General features: G+C 56.0%; 14 protein-coding genes and 1 pseudogene. 8 read left to right on the forward strand and 7 right to left on the reverse strand.

Translation table 11 applies throughout. The features are described from left to right. Positions 1-105 precede the first annotated feature (105 nt). From ACTQ3R_RS12845 to ACTQ3R_RS12860, 4 genes and pseudogenes are all read right to left on the reverse strand, one after another. Positions 106-1698 (reverse strand): response regulator transcription factor, encoded by a 1593-nt coding sequence (locus ACTQ3R_RS12845; protein WP_441779612.1) that lies wholly within the window; start codon positions 1696-1698, stop codon positions 106-108. Between the two features lie 22 nt (positions 1699-1720). Further along, on the reverse strand, positions 1721-3094 hold the full coding sequence (locus tag ACTQ3R_RS12850) for an ABC transporter substrate-binding protein (RefSeq protein ID WP_441779613.1): 1374 nt from the start codon (positions 3092-3094) through the stop codon (positions 1721-1723). 259 nt (positions 3095-3353) lie between these two features. Further along, a pseudogene (locus ACTQ3R_RS12855) lies at positions 3354-3530 on the reverse strand (TraM recognition domain-containing protein); the annotation flags it as partial. 138 nt (positions 3531-3668) lie between these two features. Beyond that, complete coding sequence (locus ACTQ3R_RS12860) at positions 3669-4496, reverse strand: XRE family transcriptional regulator (protein WP_441779614.1); 828 nt, start codon at positions 4494-4496, stop codon at positions 3669-3671. 231 nt (positions 4497-4727) lie between these two features. Between ACTQ3R_RS12860 and ACTQ3R_RS12865 the strand changes: the two genes are divergently transcribed. The 5 genes from ACTQ3R_RS12865 (at position 4728) to ACTQ3R_RS12885 (ending at position 9068) form a co-directional block, all read left to right on the forward strand. Next, positions 4728-5375 carry an ImmA/IrrE family metallo-endopeptidase gene (locus ACTQ3R_RS12865; protein WP_242964087.1) on the forward strand — a complete coding sequence of 216 codons (648 nt, stop codon included), beginning with the start codon at positions 4728-4730 and terminating at the stop codon, positions 5373-5375. A 173-nt stretch (positions 5376-5548) separates the two neighbouring features. Next, the gene (locus ACTQ3R_RS12870) at positions 5549-5950 is read left to right on the forward strand and encodes a hypothetical protein (RefSeq protein WP_441779615.1); all 402 of its coding nucleotides are present in this window, start codon (positions 5549-5551) and stop codon (positions 5948-5950) included. Positions 5951-5953: 3 nt separating this feature from the next. Next, complete coding sequence (locus tag ACTQ3R_RS12875) at positions 5954-6730, forward strand: recombinase family protein (RefSeq protein WP_087265828.1); 777 nt, start codon at positions 5954-5956, stop codon at positions 6728-6730. A gap of 23 nt (positions 6731-6753) precedes the next feature. Next, on the forward strand, positions 6754-8247 hold the full coding sequence (locus ACTQ3R_RS12880; protein ID WP_441779616.1) for a recombinase family protein: 1494 nt from the start codon (positions 6754-6756) through the stop codon (positions 8245-8247). 659 nt (positions 8248-8906) lie between these two features. Next, positions 8907-9068 (forward strand): hypothetical protein, encoded by a 162-nt coding sequence (locus tag ACTQ3R_RS12885; protein ID WP_441779617.1) that lies wholly within the window; start codon positions 8907-8909, stop codon positions 9066-9068. A gap of 45 nt (positions 9069-9113) precedes the next feature. Here ACTQ3R_RS12885 and ACTQ3R_RS12890 read toward each other — a convergent pair whose 3' ends face one another. The 3 genes from ACTQ3R_RS12890 to ACTQ3R_RS12900 all read right to left on the reverse strand — a co-directional run bounded on the left by ACTQ3R_RS12890 (position 9114) and on the right by ACTQ3R_RS12900 (position 13079). Further along, positions 9114-10454, reverse strand: a complete 1341-nt coding sequence (locus ACTQ3R_RS12890) for a butyryl-CoA:acetate CoA-transferase (protein WP_441779618.1) — start codon at positions 10452-10454, stop codon at positions 9114-9116. A gap of 45 nt (positions 10455-10499) precedes the next feature. Continuing rightward, positions 10500-12437 carry a DEAD/DEAH box helicase gene (locus ACTQ3R_RS12895; RefSeq protein WP_441779619.1) on the reverse strand — a complete coding sequence of 646 codons (1938 nt, stop codon included), beginning with the start codon at positions 12435-12437 and terminating at the stop codon, positions 10500-10502. Positions 12438-12563: 126 nt separating this feature from the next. Continuing rightward, positions 12564-13079 carry a shikimate kinase gene (locus tag ACTQ3R_RS12900; protein ID WP_441779620.1) on the reverse strand — a complete coding sequence of 172 codons (516 nt, stop codon included), beginning with the start codon at positions 13077-13079 and terminating at the stop codon, positions 12564-12566. Positions 13080-13269: 190 nt separating this feature from the next. On the opposite strand from ACTQ3R_RS12900, the gene ACTQ3R_RS12905 reads away from it, so the two are divergent. The 3 genes from ACTQ3R_RS12905 (at position 13270) to ACTQ3R_RS12915 (ending at position 16136) form a co-directional block, all read left to right on the forward strand. Beyond that, positions 13270-14628: a Na+/H+ antiporter NhaC family protein gene (locus ACTQ3R_RS12905; protein WP_441779621.1), complete on the forward strand. Its 1359-nt coding sequence runs from the start codon at positions 13270-13272 to the stop codon at positions 14626-14628. A 120-nt stretch (positions 14629-14748) separates the two neighbouring features. Then, complete coding sequence (locus ACTQ3R_RS12910) at positions 14749-15648, forward strand: DegV family protein (RefSeq protein ID WP_441779622.1); 900 nt, start codon at positions 14749-14751, stop codon at positions 15646-15648. A gap of 14 nt (positions 15649-15662) precedes the next feature. Continuing rightward, complete coding sequence (locus tag ACTQ3R_RS12915) at positions 15663-16136, forward strand: DUF4358 domain-containing protein (RefSeq protein WP_441779623.1); 474 nt, start codon at positions 15663-15665, stop codon at positions 16134-16136. Positions 16137-16269 lie beyond the last annotated feature (133 nt).

The raw sequence follows: 16269 nt of genomic DNA on the forward strand, positions 1-16269 counted from the left end.
ATACTTTTTCCCGCCTTTTTGCAAAGGTATCCATTGGATAATAGAGAAAGCGCACAAAACCATAGCACCGGTTTTGTGCGCTTTGCTGTGATGTAGAAACTTGTCTTAGAAAAGCTCCTGAAGCCTTCCGCAGCGGCGGAGCAGATCGATGTAGAGCATCAGCTCATCCCGGGAGGCCACCCCCAGTTTCTCGTAGATGCTCCGGTTGTGCTTGCGGACCGTACTCATGCTGATAAAGGCCAGGTCCGGGATCTCCGCGATCTCGTGCCCGTCGATGTAGTAGCGCAGGATATTCCGCTCCGCCTCGGTCAGCAGATCCTTCCGCTCCACAAACTGGTCGAACAGTTCCGCAATGTTGGGAGGAAGCTCTCCCTGCTCCAGCCGCTGATTCCGCGCCCGGGCATTGAGGAACTCCGCCAGCTCATCCAGCTCCGAGATGCCCGAGGACATCCCCTGTTCCGGCCCCTCCGCCTGCTGGAACCGTTTCAGACTGTCGGTGATGGGCCGGACAAATCGCCGGGACAGGAAGAAGGACAGGGCCAGCAGCACCAGGAGCAGTCCCAGGGCCGCAATGATCCAGGTCTTCTGGACGCCGGCTGTGTAGGCGGCATAGCTCTCCTGGGGGATCAGGATGGCAACGGCCCAGACGGTGTCCTCCGTCTCTCCCTTGGAGATGGAGATGGTCTGATGCAGGCCGATGTACCTCTCGGCGCCCGTGTCATATTCGTTATAGTATCGCCCTTGATGGATCACAAGAGTTTCCCGGCTGTCCAAATAGGTACCGCTGACGCTGCCCACCAACCCCTCCGACAGCAGAAGACGGCTGTCCTGAATGGGAGCCAGAACGGTAACGGCGGAGCCGAACTTTCCCTCCAGGGTGGGATAGGAAAACTGGAAATACAGGGCGCTGAGCTCTACCCCGCACACGCCGTACACCGTTCCGTCGCTCCCCACAATGGGGACACACAGCAGCATAGCCGATTCCCAAGTGTCCTTTAGATCGATCCGGCGGGACCAGAAATAGCGCTGCGCAGGGCGGTCCAAGGGCGTGTCCATCAGCTCCCGGCAGCCTGGGATCTGATCGGTGTCAAATTCCAGATTCCACCGATTGTGCAACTCCAGATCCTTTTGCCGGGCAATATCCGGAATGCCGCGGAAGTAGACCACGGTAGGGGCTACCGGATTACTGGCGCTGAGGTTGGTGTAACGCAGGTAGAGCCCGCTTCTGGAGTGATCTGCCACCTCCAGGGTGGTATTGGCCGTGGCATTCAAAATTACATAAGCTCCGTTGCAGTTGGCGGTCTGGAGGGTGGTATTGACCAGCGGGTACATGATCTGCTGCAGTTTCAGCAGCCGCTCCGAGTCATCGTTGACCTCTTGCAGCGAGATGCCCTCCCGTACCAGCTCCCCTTCGATCTCGCGGCTGAGTTCTTTGGAGAGATTCAGGCTCTGGGCGGTCAGATGGTCCAGTTGGCTGGCCAGCGTATCTCCTGTGTTGCTCAGGTGGAGCTCCATTACCTCATGGAGCTGCTCATCATCCCGGGAGAAGGCCCCAGCGATGGACAGCAGAAGGATCACCGCCGCGAAGACCACCAGGATCATGGACACCCAGTAGAGCATCAGCTTTCGCTGCATCCCTACGCTCTGCTTTTTGGCAAAGGCGTTCAACGCCCGCAGCTCCCGGAATTTGTTCAGCACGGTGTTTCCTCCTCTCTTTTGGTTATCGCTCCATGATCTCCCGGAAGGCCTGGAGCCGCTCAGCGCTGATCTGCTCCAACCCGGTTTCCCCAGCCTCCAGATAATCCTGACGGCCCAGCGCAAGCTGTGAGCGCACCTGATCTTCCAGGGTCGTTTCCAGACTCAGATAGCTCTCCAGCTGGGGCGGCACATAAAACTCATAGTTTGCCTGGGTATCCAGGTACGCCTGATAGAGGGAGGCGTATTTGGCGCTCTCCAGTCCCTCGATGGCCTTCGGCAGTTCGTTTTCAAAGGCGGCACGGGTCACCGGCATGTAGCCCGTTCGGGTCACGAACTCCACATTGTGGTCCGGCTCGGTCAGCCACTTGAGGAAGGTCACGGCGGCCTGCTCCTGCTCCGGGGTGGAGCGTACGGTGCAGAAACCGGCTCCCCGCTGCATGACCAGGTTTTTCCCGTTTTCAAAGACCGGGCAGGGACGGGAAACGATGGTGATCTCCTCGGAGGTATTGTCCGGATAAGTTACCACATCGCTGTAATAGAGGATGCTGGCCGAGGATGCCACGCTCACAATGCTGTCGCCGGTGCGGATCGATTCTGTGGCATAACCGCCCTTGAGCCAGACGCCCCCCCGAAGCGCGGCCCGGGCCAGCGGCTCCCACGCCGCCTGGAATGCGGGGCCAAAGGCCAGCTTGTCACCCTGGAAGAAATCCTCGCCCAGGGATTCCGCCCCCACCTGGAAATAGTTGAAATAGTAGTCGTGAACGAACATGGACTTGGCGTCGCCCGGAATATCCGGCGTCTGAGCGTCGGTCCAGTCCGCATAGACCTCTGCTGCCTTGAAAAGCCCCTCCCAGGTGTCCAGGTCCGCCAGCGTCACGCCGGTCGCCTGGGAGAAGCGGTCGAAGATCGTCTGGTTGATATACATGATCTCTGTGGATTTCGCCACGGGAAGGACCACCAGCCGGTCATTGACGATCCCCTCTTCCACGAAAGCCGGCAGGAAAGCGGACAGTTCTTCCTCGCTGAAGTAGTCCTGATAGTCCACCAGAATGCTGTCGTCGGGCAGCGCCATCACCGTCTTGGGATAGGATACGAAAAGGTCGGGCAGCTCCGGAGCTCCCGGCTCTCCGTTGGCGGCGGCCAGCACCAGCTCGTGGATGGTGTTGGTGTTGGACACGGAGGTGACCTGCACGTTGATCCGCTGCTCCTTTCCCACCGTCTGGTTGAACGCATCGATGAGGTCGTTGAGTGGGGAATCTGTCTGACCGCCATAGACATGCCAGACCGTAATGGTGGTCGGCGGCTCTTCTTTTTTGGCCGTGTCGGAACAGCCCGCGCAGCAGTAGGCCAGCAAGATACCTGCCAGCAAAAACGCCGCAATTCTTCGTACCTTCACATCGCATCACCTCGTTTTCATTATATCTGCTGAGGGTAAAAAAAGCCAGTTGAAACAGGATACTTTATTGAATTCATTTCGTGGAGTATCCATTTCAGTTCAGTATAACATGGATTCCATAAACCTGCCCTATCCGCAGCGGGTAGTTTTCATCGTTCAGGTTTTTCTTTTGATATCGTTGCCTTAGCCGCCAGCATCTCGCGTCCGTTGAAGCGCCCGGCATGAGTCATGGCCTGTCTCTGGATCTGCTGTTTAGGATATCCTGAATGATCTCCGCACCCTCCTTGCCGTAGTTCTTCTCCAGCTGAGCAAGGCTTTGGATGATGGGTACCAGTGTCAGTTTCCGGGACCGGCCGGCAGAGAAGAGGGGCAGGATGTCAAAAGCGGGCATGGTGCCCAACTCGTCACAGAACAGCACCACACGGTTTTTCAGTTTAATACGAGGATTTTGGCCCGTGTGCCATCCACTTCGCTATTTTGCGTAAGTTTGAACTCATGTTTTGGTGCATTATGGTACATGGAAGTGTAGATTTTTGGAGCTAGGGCATTTCCAGCATCGCTTCTCCAATTTAAATTAGACCGGAATAACGCGCCCAACAACAAAAAATGTGTCACTGGGCGAAATCAGCTTGGGAGAATACAGCTTATTATAAGAAACCAGAATGATTTGTTGGTGCAGTATTCCATAGCTGTCCACATAATCATCTTTACTTTCCTCGCTTGGTTCTTGATGATCATACACCTTCAGGTATCCTTCTCCATTACAAATAAACACTCCTACTTCTCCAGGCTGCAAAGTATCCCTTTTTTCCACCCAAACAATCTGACCGTCATGATAGACTGGTTCCATGCTATCCCCATTGACTCGAACCCCGAAATCGGCATTACTGGGGACAGCACTTTTGGGAAAGCGAATCATCTCAAACCCGCCTTCATCCAAGAATTCACCAACTCCAGCCGAAACAGCCAGTGTACTGACTGGCATTTCAATGTAAGTTTCTGTATATCGCTCCGAAGTAGGACGATAGCGGCCAGAAGCAATGAGATCCATCTTGTACTCGTCCAGCTTTCGCAGCCCCGTATCGTTCAAAAGCACTGACTCCATGCCAACCATGCAGTCCTCAATTCCAAGAATCCGACAGAGGGCGATAAACTGATATGCATTGGGTACCGTAAGTCCTTTTTCCCATTTGTTTAACCCCTGGATCTGGATCTCCACACCATGGTTTTGCAGCAACTCACGCAGCGCCTCCAGGGTAAGGCCACGTCGCTTTCGTTCCATGGAAAGTCTTTGTCCAATGATATTACCTGCACGTTCCTCGGCAGTATTCCAAACCGCATTGGGGCGGAAAGAAACGAGTTTGGCTGGGCCTGTACCCCGGCTTTTTTTCTCACTTGGCATAATAATCCCTCCGTCCTTCAGATAAAAATATTATAGATTCCATCATTCATTAAGTCAATGTATTTATCTCATAAAGATAAAATAATAATTGACATATCCTTTTGAGATAATTATAATAGTTTACATCTGGAGGGAGGGGACGGCGTGCCATACCTATCAAAAAGGGAGATAGAAGCCATTGCCACACGGGTGGTAAACGCTTATCAGAGAATGGTAGGAACCACAGGCGCTATGATCCAGCGGGTTTGCCCAGAGGTTTTGATTCGAAACCTTCTTGGACTCAACATCACATATAGGACATTGTCCATTGATGGTTCCATTCTTGGCATGACCGCTTTTGATCAGGTAGGAGTCAGGGTTTATGAAAACAAGAATCCGACCCATTTTTACCTGGACGGCAAGACGGTTCTGATCGAATCCGCTCTGACAGAGCCGGATGCAAATCCCGGACGGCTGCATTTTACTCTTGTCCATGAGGCCAGTCATCAGATCCTCAAAATGCTTTTTCCAAAAGAATATGCCCCAGGTATAAACCATCGACATGTCTATTGCTGTACAGATTCCTCCATACGGTATGGCGGGAGACAAGTGGACTGGGAAGAATGGCGTGTTAATATGCTGACAGCTGCCATATTAATGCCGCTGGATCTATTGGTGAAACAGATGGAAGCAGTGGGATTGTACTCCAAAATCCGTATGTTAAACCGTGTATTTGCGCCCAAAGAGTACCAGGCATTTGCAACAGTAGCAGAAAACCTGGGGGTATCCAAAGCTGCCCTCTCCATCCGACTAAAGCAGCTTGGACTTTTGACACGGAATGATTTGAAAGATCCGTATGCTCTTGTCCGTATTGAGCCGGACGAGGAAGAACTGTTTTGAACTGGAGGGAATCTTTCTTATGCCACGATACAATATCAGAACCGAAAATCCAGTCCGTTATGCCCAAGTTAAGGCGGAGCAGGATAGGCTCCGGGCGGAGTGCGCCAGGAGCAGCAGCATATCGTAAGCTTCGCACCCATGACGGCATCGTGCTGTCACCTGTGCTGAGGCAAATGGATACTTTGTCAGATGCCCTGCACCGCGGCAACCCGGCCATGCTGGCGGTCAACACAGCCATCGCCACGGCATCCGAGCAGAGTTATCACCTCACAAAGCTGCACACGGCAGGTCTCCTGGACAAGGCTGCCTTATCCGCAAAGCAGGCGGAACTCAACGCCAAGCTGACAGAACTACGACGGGAGAGGCGAAAGCTGCTTTGCAATGAGGATATTGATGAGCAGGTCGATGCAATTCGCCTGACGATTGATACCATCCGGAACGGACCAGAGACTCTGTCCAGCTTTGACGAAATCCTGTTCACCAAGCTGGTGGAACGAATCGTTGTAGATACCCAGAGCACCATCCGCTTTCAATTATATGGCGGATTTGAATTCCAAGAGACGCTGGAGGCGTAGGCAATGGCAAATCGGAAGATATTGTATGGCTACCAGATCATACACGGCGATCTGGTCATCCAGGAGGAGGAACGACTCACTGTTCAAAATATATTTACCACCTATCTGGCCGGGTTATCCTATCAGGCACTGGCAGACCGGATGAATGCGGACAACATCCCGTTCTCTCAGGAATCGCCGCTGTGGAACAAGCACAAAATCAAGCGAATGCTGGAAAACTCTCGCTATGCCGGGGGAAATGGATACCCACCCATTATTGACCAAGATACCTTCCAGCAAGTGCAGGAAAAGATCTCAGAAAAGACAAGTGGGAAGTTTCCACGCCGGACGGAATCGGATGGCTTATGGCAAAAGCTGCGAAGCGGATGCTGTCAGACTCGCCTGCTCCGAACCGGAGGGCCAATCGGGCATACCGGAAACGTCCATCTGAAATGTTCTGCCTGCAGAAACGCATTTGTTGTCGGGAAGGAGGAACTGCTTGCGCAGACGGCACGGCAGCTTGCGGCACATGAAAAACCCATATGTAAGCCATACGCGCCCTCTGCGGAGGCTGTTCGCCTGGCCAATGCCATTAACCGGGCGTTGGAACAGCCAGGAGACGGTAAGGAGGCTCTCTCCCACATCCTGCAAGGGGCAGCTGCCCGGTATGCCTGCTGTGATGATGGTGTGGATACGGCTGTAAGCCAAACGCAGCCCGACCAAATCGACTGGGAACGCTTCGAACGAACGGTCTCCCATATCATAATCGGAACAGATAACGCAATCACCGTACACTTCTGATTAGGAACAGAAAGGACAGCAAAATGGAACAATCATCACTGGAACGCACCATCCACCGCATTCCGGCATCACGGTCCAATGTAGCAAGCAACAAGACGAGGCTCCACGGCAGGCAGCGGGTGGCGGCTTACTGCCGGGTCAGCACCGACAGTGAGGAGCAGATCAACAGCTACACCGCCCAGAAAGCCTACTACACCCAGAAAATTGAGGAGTCCCCAGATTGGGAACTGGCGGGGATCTTCGCGGACGAGGGGATCACCGGGACCAGTATGAAGAAGCGAAAAGAATTCAACCGGATGATCACCGCCTGCAAGCGGGGCGGGATCGACCTCATCCTCACAAAGTCTCTCTCCCGTTTCGCCCGGAACACCGTAGACTGCCTGGAGACGGTGCGGATGCTGAAGGCCAGGGGGATCGGGGTCATCTTCGAAAAGGAAAATATCAATACGCTGACAGAGTCCAGCGAGTTCCTCATCACTCTGTTCAGCGGATTTGCCCAGGCCGAGAGTGAATCACTCAGCTCCAATATCCAGCTGGGTATCCGGATGGCAATGAAAGAAGGAAAGGTCAACTTCCACTACAGATCCATGCTGGGCTACCAAAGAGGAGCGGACGGTAAGCCGGAGATCGTACCGGAGGAGGCCGAGGTGGTGCGGCGAATCTTCCGCCGGTACCTGGAGGGCTGCAGTGAGGGCCAGATCCAGAGAGAACTTACCCAGGATGGGATCGCCACCGCAAAGGGTGTCAAGGCATGGTCCCATCAGATCGTGCATAACATCCTCACCAACGAAAAGTATGTAGGGGACGCCCTGCTGCAAAAGACCTTCACCACAGACTGCATCAGCAAGAAGGTCAAGAAGAATACCGGCGAGTTGCCGCAGTATTACATCAAGGATAACCACCCTGCTATCATCCCGCGGGACATCTACCAGCGGGTACAGGAGGAGATGGCACGGCGGACCAGCAAGCGAAAGATTCTGCAGAAAAGCGGAAAAACAGAACAGGGCAAGTATTCCGCCAAGTATGCGCTCAGTGAGCGGCTGGTCTGTGGGGAGTGTGGTTCCCCCTATAAGCGGTGTACCTGGGCCAGAAATGGCGTCAAACGGATCGTCTGGCGGTGTGTCTCCCGGTTGGAATTTGGGAAAAAATACTGCCATAACTCGCCTTCCATGGCGGAGGACAAGCTGCATACCGCAATTCTCACGGTGCTTAACCGGGTAGTCGAAGCAAGCGATGGCCTACAGGATGAACTGGCAGAGACGCTCCGAATGGTATGTACCCCGGAAGGGGTCGGTAACAACCTGTTGGAATTGGAGCATGAACTGGAAGCCCTGACCGCACAACAGAACGCCCTGTTGGATCAGGCGTTAGCCAACATGGAGGATCTGACGATAGCAGAGCAACTCAAGACCCTGCTGGAAGAAAAGCAGAACCTGCAGACACGGATCGATGCGGCAAAAAAAGAGGCAGCCAACAGAATCAACGAGGACTCACGTATGGCAGAGTATGCTATATGAGCAGATCATAAGACTGAAGTAAGAAAGAGGGCTGTGCTGACGCATGGCCCTTTTTTCGTATCCTGTTTGCACATGGCTTTGTCAGTATGTCAATATGGGGGTTCGGAAATGGCTTGAAAAAAGCGCAGAAAAACAAAAATACAAGTTGCGCAAAACCCTGAATCCATTGAGCCGCAAGGCTTTCCAGGCTGTATCTTTTTCGGCAACAAAAGACACCAAAGAAGGACATCCAACCGGATGTCCTTCTTTTCTTACTTGCGGGAAAAAGCACGCGTTTACGTGTGCCGTTTCCTGTGTCTGTACCGGCGGTTCCGGAAAAGCGAGTTCTGTCCAGAAACACAAAAGAATCGGGAGCGGATTTCCGCTCCCGATTGTTTGATCATAACGCCCAGAAAGAGCGATCAGGCTGTCAAAGCCAGCTCCTCACGGGCTTCCCGTTCATTGTCAGCAGAGAAGCAGAACCGCCCTGCCCAGTCATAAACCTCAACATGTCCTCTGACCCAAACCATCGTATAATCCATCGCGTTTCCGCTCCCTTCGTTCTTTGAAGGCCCTATGATACAGCAAGAAATGTCCCATAAACCGGACTTTTGAAGGGAGCGGGGACCATTGCCAGACAAGAAAAAAGAAGATATGATAATCGAAAGGAGGGAAGAGGGATGGAACCGATTTTCTACACCGTGGTGTCCATTAACGGGGACTACGCCCAGCTGGCCGGAGACGGGGGACAGGAGCACTCCATCACCATGTTTCTGCTCCCCGAGGGAACCACGGTGGGCAGCCGCCTGAAGCTGGAGAACTTTCAGTGGGAACTGATTTAAAAAATCCCTGTGCCGTCGGCACAGGGATTTTTTCAACGGTTAAAATTACTTATTGCTGCGGCGCCAGATGTGCATCTTCTCCGCATCCTGGATGAGCTGCTCCCGGAAGTCGGGGTGGGCGATGGAGATGATGGCCTCGGCCCGCTCCCAGGTGGACAGACCCTTCAGGTTGATCATACCGTACTCAGTGACGATATAGTGCACACAGGAGCGGGGGTCGGTGCAGATGGAGCCGGGGGTGAGGGTGGGGACGATGCGGCTCTTCACGCTGCCGTCCTTGCCGGTGATGGTGGAGGACATACAGATAAAGCTCTTGCCGCCGTTGGACAGGTAAGCGCCCATGGCGAAGTCCAGCTGGCCGCCGGTGCCGGAGATGTGCTTGGTGCCGGCGGACTCAGCATTTACCTGGCCGAACAGGTCCATGTCAATGGCGTTGTTGATGGAGATAAAGTTGTCGATCTGGGCAATGACCCGTACATCGTTGGTGTAGTCCACGGGAGCGCCCATCACATCGGGGTTGCGGTTCACATAGTCATAGAGCTTCTGGGTGCCGGCGGCAAAGGCAAATACCTGACGGCCCTTATCCAGAGCCTTGTGCCGTCCGGTGATCTTGCCGGCGGCGGCCATGTCCACAAAGCCGTCTACATACATCTCGGTGTGGACAGACAGGTCCTTCAGATCGGACTGGGCGATCATGGCGCCGATGGTGTTGGGCATACCGCCGATGCCCAGCTGCAGGCAGGCGCCGTTGGGGATCTCGGGTACCACCAGGTTGGCTACGGCGCGGTCCACGTCGGTGGGCTCGCCGCCGCCGCCTAGCTGGGCAACGGGAGGATTGTCGCCCTCCACCACGTAGGCCACGTCCTTGATGTTGATCTCCGTGCCGGTGAGACCATAGACCCAGGGCATATTCTGGTTGACCTCCACGATGATGCACTTGGCCCGGCTCATCAGGTCGGCCAGGTGAGAGGCGGCCAGACCGAAGTTAAAGTTGCCGTGGGCATCCATGGGGGTGGTCTGAAGCATGACTACGTCCACAGGAGCCAGGTTCTCACGATAGAACCGGGGCAGCTCAGAGTAGCGCATGGGGCCGAAATAGCCCATGCCCTTGGAGATGATCTTCCGGTCGATGCCGCTGCAGTGCCAGGAGTGCCAGGTGAAGTGGTCACCGGCATCGTCGGCCTTGGCGATCTCGGGCATCCACATGGTGACGCCGCCGCGGACCTTTACGTCGGTGAGCTCATCCTTCCGGGCGGCCAGAGCCTTGTCCAGGGCGATGGGGTGGTTGGTGCACCAGGTGTAGTCCACCCAGTCTCCGGACTTTACTACCTTGACCGCCTCCTCAGGGGTGGTCAGTTTCTGTTGATAGAGGGCCTGATAATCCATTTTTTTCTCCTCCAAATCGTATCAGTATGTGAGCGTTTCAAGAACTCAGCGGCCGATGTCCAGGTAATACGGCTTCATCAGGCTGGGCTGTTCGGTGGAGTCCTTGGTCTGGGATCTCCTGGGTTCCGGGGGCATTCCTCGGGGCCGGTCATGCCGGGCGCGTTTTGCGCCCCCTTGCTTTTTCATTTGAGGGGCGGGGGTGGGGCGCTCGCCCTTCGTGGGCGGGACGGACCGGGCAGGTTTGGCTGCTTTTTTTCCGTGGCCCTTTCCTTCCTGGCCTTTGGCCGGGAGCTGTTCCAGCTGAAGCTGGGGAAGCTTGGACGGGGTGGAGGTATGCTTTTTCTTCTTCCGGCGGCTGCCCTGGTTCTCGGGATGGGACGGGTTCTGAGGCGCGGGGCGGGCAGCGGACGGGGAAGTCCGTCTGGGAGCCAAAAGCCGGGCGGTGGCGTCCATAATGACATCGCTGTCCAGGGGATTGGGCCGGTAGAAATCGGTGCGGGGCATAGAATCCCCAGTGTCCATCAAAGTACCCGCACGGACCCCGCGCTTGGGGGGCGTAGAGCGGTGAATGGGCGGCGTGGGCTCGGCAGGAGCCACGGGGGCGGCAGGTGTGGGCGACTGCTGAGCAGAGACGGCCTTTTTCCTGCGCCGGCGGGATTTTTTCGCTCCGCCTTCTGCGGTGGGAAGAACATCCTCTGGGGTGGGGTAGGAAATCTCCTGAGTCGCCGCATGCTTTTCAGCGGCCTTTCCGGCCTGCTGGCGCTGCTGGCGCAGCTGCCGGGCCGCCTGCCGGGCCTCGGCATCCTCCTCGTTGATGATCTTGCCGTTTTTGTCCCGCTTGGGGGCCTCGAAATTTGTCATGGGGTAGGGGTGGTCCGCCACCTGGGGGATGGGCTTGCCCAGGAGCTTTTCAATGTCCCGGAGCAGAGGCTGTTCCCCGAAATCGCAGAAAGCGATAGCCTCGCCCCCCTTGCCGGCCCGGCCGGTACGGCCGATGCGGTGGACGTAGGTCTCGGGCACCTCGGGGAGGTTATAGTTGAACACATGGGACAGGGCCTCAATATCCAGCCCGCGGGCGGCAATGTCAGTGGCCACCAGGCAGCGGATGCGGCCTGCCTTAAAGTCGGAAAGGGCCTGCTGCCGGGCGGTCTGGCTCTTGTTGCCGTGGATGGCGGCGGCAGAGATCCCCAGCTTGCCCAGATCCCTGGCCACCTTATTGGCCCCATGCTTGGTGCGGGTAAAGACCAGGGCGTTTTTCACGTCCTTTCTCTTCATCAGATAGGCTAAAAGGTTGGTCTTGTTTCCTTTATCCACCAGGTAAACGGATTGGCGGATGGCCTCCACAGGGGAGGAAATGGGGTTGACGGCCACCATGGCCGGGTGATGAAGCAGGGAGTTGACCAGGTCGGTGATCTCTGGGGGCATGGTAGCCGAGAAGAAAAGGGTCTGCTTTTGGGCGGGCAGCCATTTGAGAATTTTCTTCACGTCGTGGATAAAGCCCATGTCCAACATCCGGTCCGCTTCATCCAGCACAAAAATCTCCAGGCCATCCAGAGCTACATGGCCCTGCTGATAGAGGTCCATCAGCCGGCCGGGCGTGGCCACCAGGATATCCACTCCCTTTTTCAGGGCCTCCACCTGGGGAGTTTGGCCCACGCCGCCGAAAATGACCGCGTGGCGCAGCTTCAGGTATTTGCCATAGGCATCAAAGCTCTCACCGATCTGAATGGCCAGCTCCCGTGTGGGGGTAAGGATCAGGGCTCGGATGGTCCGCTTCTCCGGAGAGACGGCATTCAACCGCTGGAGGATGGGGGTGGCGAAGGCACAGGTCTTTCCGGTGCCGGTCTGGGCGCAGCCCAGGACGTCCCGCCCAATGAGGGCGGGAGGGATGGCCTTCTCCTGGATGGGAGAGGGCTTGGCGTAGCCCTGTTCTTCCAGGGCACGCAGAATGGGGGCGCTGAGCCCCAGGTCACGAAATGTCATGGATTACTTCCTTTTCTCATTCAGCCGGGCCTTTCTGCCCGGCCGGCCCGCGTTTTTCCCTGCGGGCTGGGGTGCAATGGGCCGATAAGACGGTGCGTCCGCTGGGCGCAAATACGGCCGGAATGTTCAGGGGAGCAGTCCCTTTTGACGCAGCTGCTCCAAAACGACCTGAGCGGTCTGAGCCAAACTCTGTCCGGCGGGGCAGTCCACAATGATATCGGCATATTTGTCATAAAGGGGGGCGCGCATGGCCATGACGTCTGCCAGGGTCTGGCCCGGCTCCATGGCGATACCGCGGGTGGACAGATTCTGAATGCGGCGCTGAAGCTCTTCCAGTTCCACACGCAGGTAGACAACGGGACCAAGTTTCTTCAAATGAAGTGCTGCCTGTTCCCGGCATACGGCGCTGCCTCCGGGGGCAATGACATGCTCGTCGCACTGAAGACCCAGAACGGCCTGCTCCTCGGCATCCAAAAAGGCTGCCACGCCCCGGCTGTCCAAAATCTCCTGGAGCAGGGCATTCTGCTGCTGCTGGATGAGCAGATCCACGTCCAAAAAGCCATAGCCCAAAAATTTGGCCAGCAAAACGCCGACGGTACTTTTGCCGGAGCCCGGCATTCCAATTAGTGTAACATTGCCCACGAAATATTCCAACCTTTACATACAAACTCAAATTATTATACCACACCAAAGGTGGAAAAGAAAGGGGGAAGGGGAGGAAAGAATGGAGGGATCTGAGGGGCTTTTTCAAAAATTCGTGAGGAGAAAAGGATTGCGATGGGTGACAAAAGCAACGGCAGGTGCTACAATGGGGCCGGAGAGGATGGGAGAAATGGATCTTTTATTGGCTTTCTTTGTATTTCTGAGTTGTGTGGTAGCGTGCATGGTGCTGGAGATCAGTTTGTCCTGGGCGCTGCTGGTTGGATTGGTTTGCTTTGCCCTGGTGGGACTGCGCCGGGGCTATTCGGCTCCGGAACTGGGCCGCATGGCGATGAAGGAGATGAAAACCGCGGGGAAGGTACTGCGGATTTTGCTGCTCATTGGTCTGCTCACTGCCCTGTGGCGGGCAGGAGGGACGGTGGCATTTTTTGTGCGCACTGGTGTTTCTCTGATCACGCCCAATACCTTCCTGTTGGTAGCTTTTCTGCTGCCTGCCCTGTTTAGCATGGCCTTTGGCAGCTCCTTTGGCGTGGTGGGGACGGCGGGGGTGATCCTTATGACCATTGCCCGCAGCGGCGGCGCAAATTTGCTGGCTGCCAGTGGGGCGATCATGTCAGGAATTTATGTGGGAGAGCGGCTCTCCCCGGCCTCCTCTGCCGCAGCGGTAGCGGCAGCAGTGGCGGGTGTGGACGACAGGGCGTTTCGCAGCCGCATGTGGCGGGATACGCTGCTGCCCTTTTCCATCACGTTGGTGATTTACGCAGTGTTATCCCCGATTTACCCGATTCACCAGGTGGATGGAGCGATTTTACAGGCGCTGTCCACCGGCTTTCATCTGAGCTGGCCGGTTATTTTGCCTGCGGTGGCGCTGCTGGTGCTGCCGTGGATAAAGATGAGTGCTGTGGGGGCGATCCTGGTCAGCTGTGTCCTGTCCGTCTTATGTGCGCTGCTGCTTCAGCATATGGACCCAGGGCAGCTGCTGTGGGCCTGTGTGACTGGATACGAGGCCGCGGAGCCGGAACTGCGGGAGATCCTGTCAGGCGGCGGGCTTTGCTCTATGCTGGATGTGGCAATCATTGTGGTTTTGTCCTGCGCCTACTCCGGGCTGTTCAGCGGGACCGGGTTTCTGAACCCGGTGGTGGAGAAAATGGGGTGGCTCATGGACCGGATTGGCCTGTTTGCCACCCATGTCCTGCTGTCCTTGGGTACCTGCATGCTGTTCTGTAACCAGACGGTGGGCACGGTCCTCAGTGCCCAGCTCACACGGGAGGAATACCGCCGCCGGGAACTGCCGCCCATGGAGATGGCGGCCAACATTGGAAACTCGGTGATCAATTTGGCGGGGCTGGTGCCCTGGGCCATTGCCTGCAGCGTTCCTCTGGCTACTATGGGAGTTGGGACCTCGGTGCTGCCCTTTGCCTTTTATCTCTACCTTGTGCCGTTATGCTGCTGGATAGCAGAGATTTGGAAGGGGAGAAAAAGAGCTGGGAACGATCCGGCAGGAAGAAAAGGGGCCGGATCATGCAAATAAAATAATTTGCGGTTGAGTTTTCTGTAAAAAGGGTGTATACTTTACGCTAATTCCCACCGGGTGGGACACGGGTATGGCCCAGGAGAGAGGGAATCGGGCCACAGAACAAAGGAGAAGCATATGAAGTTCCAAATTGTGAGTGACAGCTCTTGTGATCTGGGACGAGAGAGGTGCCAGAGCCTTGGGGTGGAGATGGTATCCTATTATGCCGCCCTGGGGAACGAGACCTATTACCGAGAGGAACGGGACATCCCAACACGGGAATTCTACCAGCGCATGGCTGCGCTGCCAGGAGTCTTTCCCAAAACCTCCATGCCCACCATGGAGGATTATCTGGAGGCATTTTGCCCCATTGCCAAACAGGGTATTCCCATCTTGTGCATCTGTCTCAACGGACAGTTCAGCGGTTCCTACCAGACGGCCAGAAACGCCGCCGCGGAGCTGCAGGAGGAGTTCCCACAGGTACCGATCTATGTGATGGACTCCAGACTGGCCACCGTGCTGGAGGGCCTGCTGGTAGAGGAGGCGGTGCGGCTGCGGGACTTGGATCTGACGTTGGAACAGGCGGTGGCCGCCCTGGAGGAGCTGCCCCAGACCGGGCGGATCTTCTTTACCACGGACGATCTGGAATATCTGCGCCATGGGGGAAGAATCGGAAAAGCGGCTGCCACCACAGGGGCACTTCTCCGGGTAAAGCCTCTCATCGGCTATGAAAATGGGGAACTGGTCACCGACGGCATTGCCCAGGGCCGGAAAAAGTCCTTGATTCGGGTGCGGGAGCTCTTTTTCCGGTATGTGGAGAAGGAACGGCTGGATTTGAATCAGTACATCCTGGCTACCGGGTTTGGCCTGGACCAGGAGGAGCATCGGGAATTTGCCCGGCAGGTCTATGAGGGCCTGTTGGAGCGGGGCTACGACCGGCCTGAGGTCAAAAAGCCCTATCAGATAGGAATGACCATCGGGGTGCATACCGGACCCACGCCCATTGGAGTGGGACTGCTGCGCAAGGCGATGGGGTAAGGAGGAACAAAACCATGAAAAGACTGATGAGTTTGGCCCTGGCCGCAGCCATGGGCCTGTGTGTGCTGGCCGGATGCGGCGGGGGTAAGGAAGAAAAGGCCTATTCCACCGACTTGGTAAGTGCCATGGTGGAGGCGGGAGCTTTTTCTGAGACCCTGGAAGAGCTGGACGGCGATACCGCCTTTGCCCTCTATAAGCTGGGGGACTACGGGCTGGTCCGGGAGGATCTCCAGGACTGTGCGGTGCAGCGCTCGGCAGGAGCCACCTGTGAAGAGGGGGCAGTGCTGGTGCTGCCCGATGAGGAAAAGGCGGGAAAGGCACTGGAAGCGCTGAAGGCCTATGTGGAGGGCCAGATTGCCACCAATGAGAGCTACCGCCCTGGAGAGATTCCCAAGCTGGAGGGTGCTCTGACAGAACAGCGGGGTGCTTCGGTACTGCTGGTGGTGGCCAATGATATGGACGCAGCCAAAAGTGCGATAGAAGGATAAAAAATGGTCCCGGCCAAATTGGCCAATGTCAGTAAGTTAAGCTGACAAATCCTCCTACCCTCAGAAATGAGAGGGTAGGAGGATTTTTTTCGTAATAATTCAAAACAGGGCTTGACAAAAGCATCATTTCGTG

It is taken from the genome of Lawsonibacter sp. LCP25S3_E2, assembly GCF_052117285.1.
Lineage (GTDB): Bacteria > Bacillota > Clostridia > Oscillospirales > Oscillospiraceae > Lawsonibacter.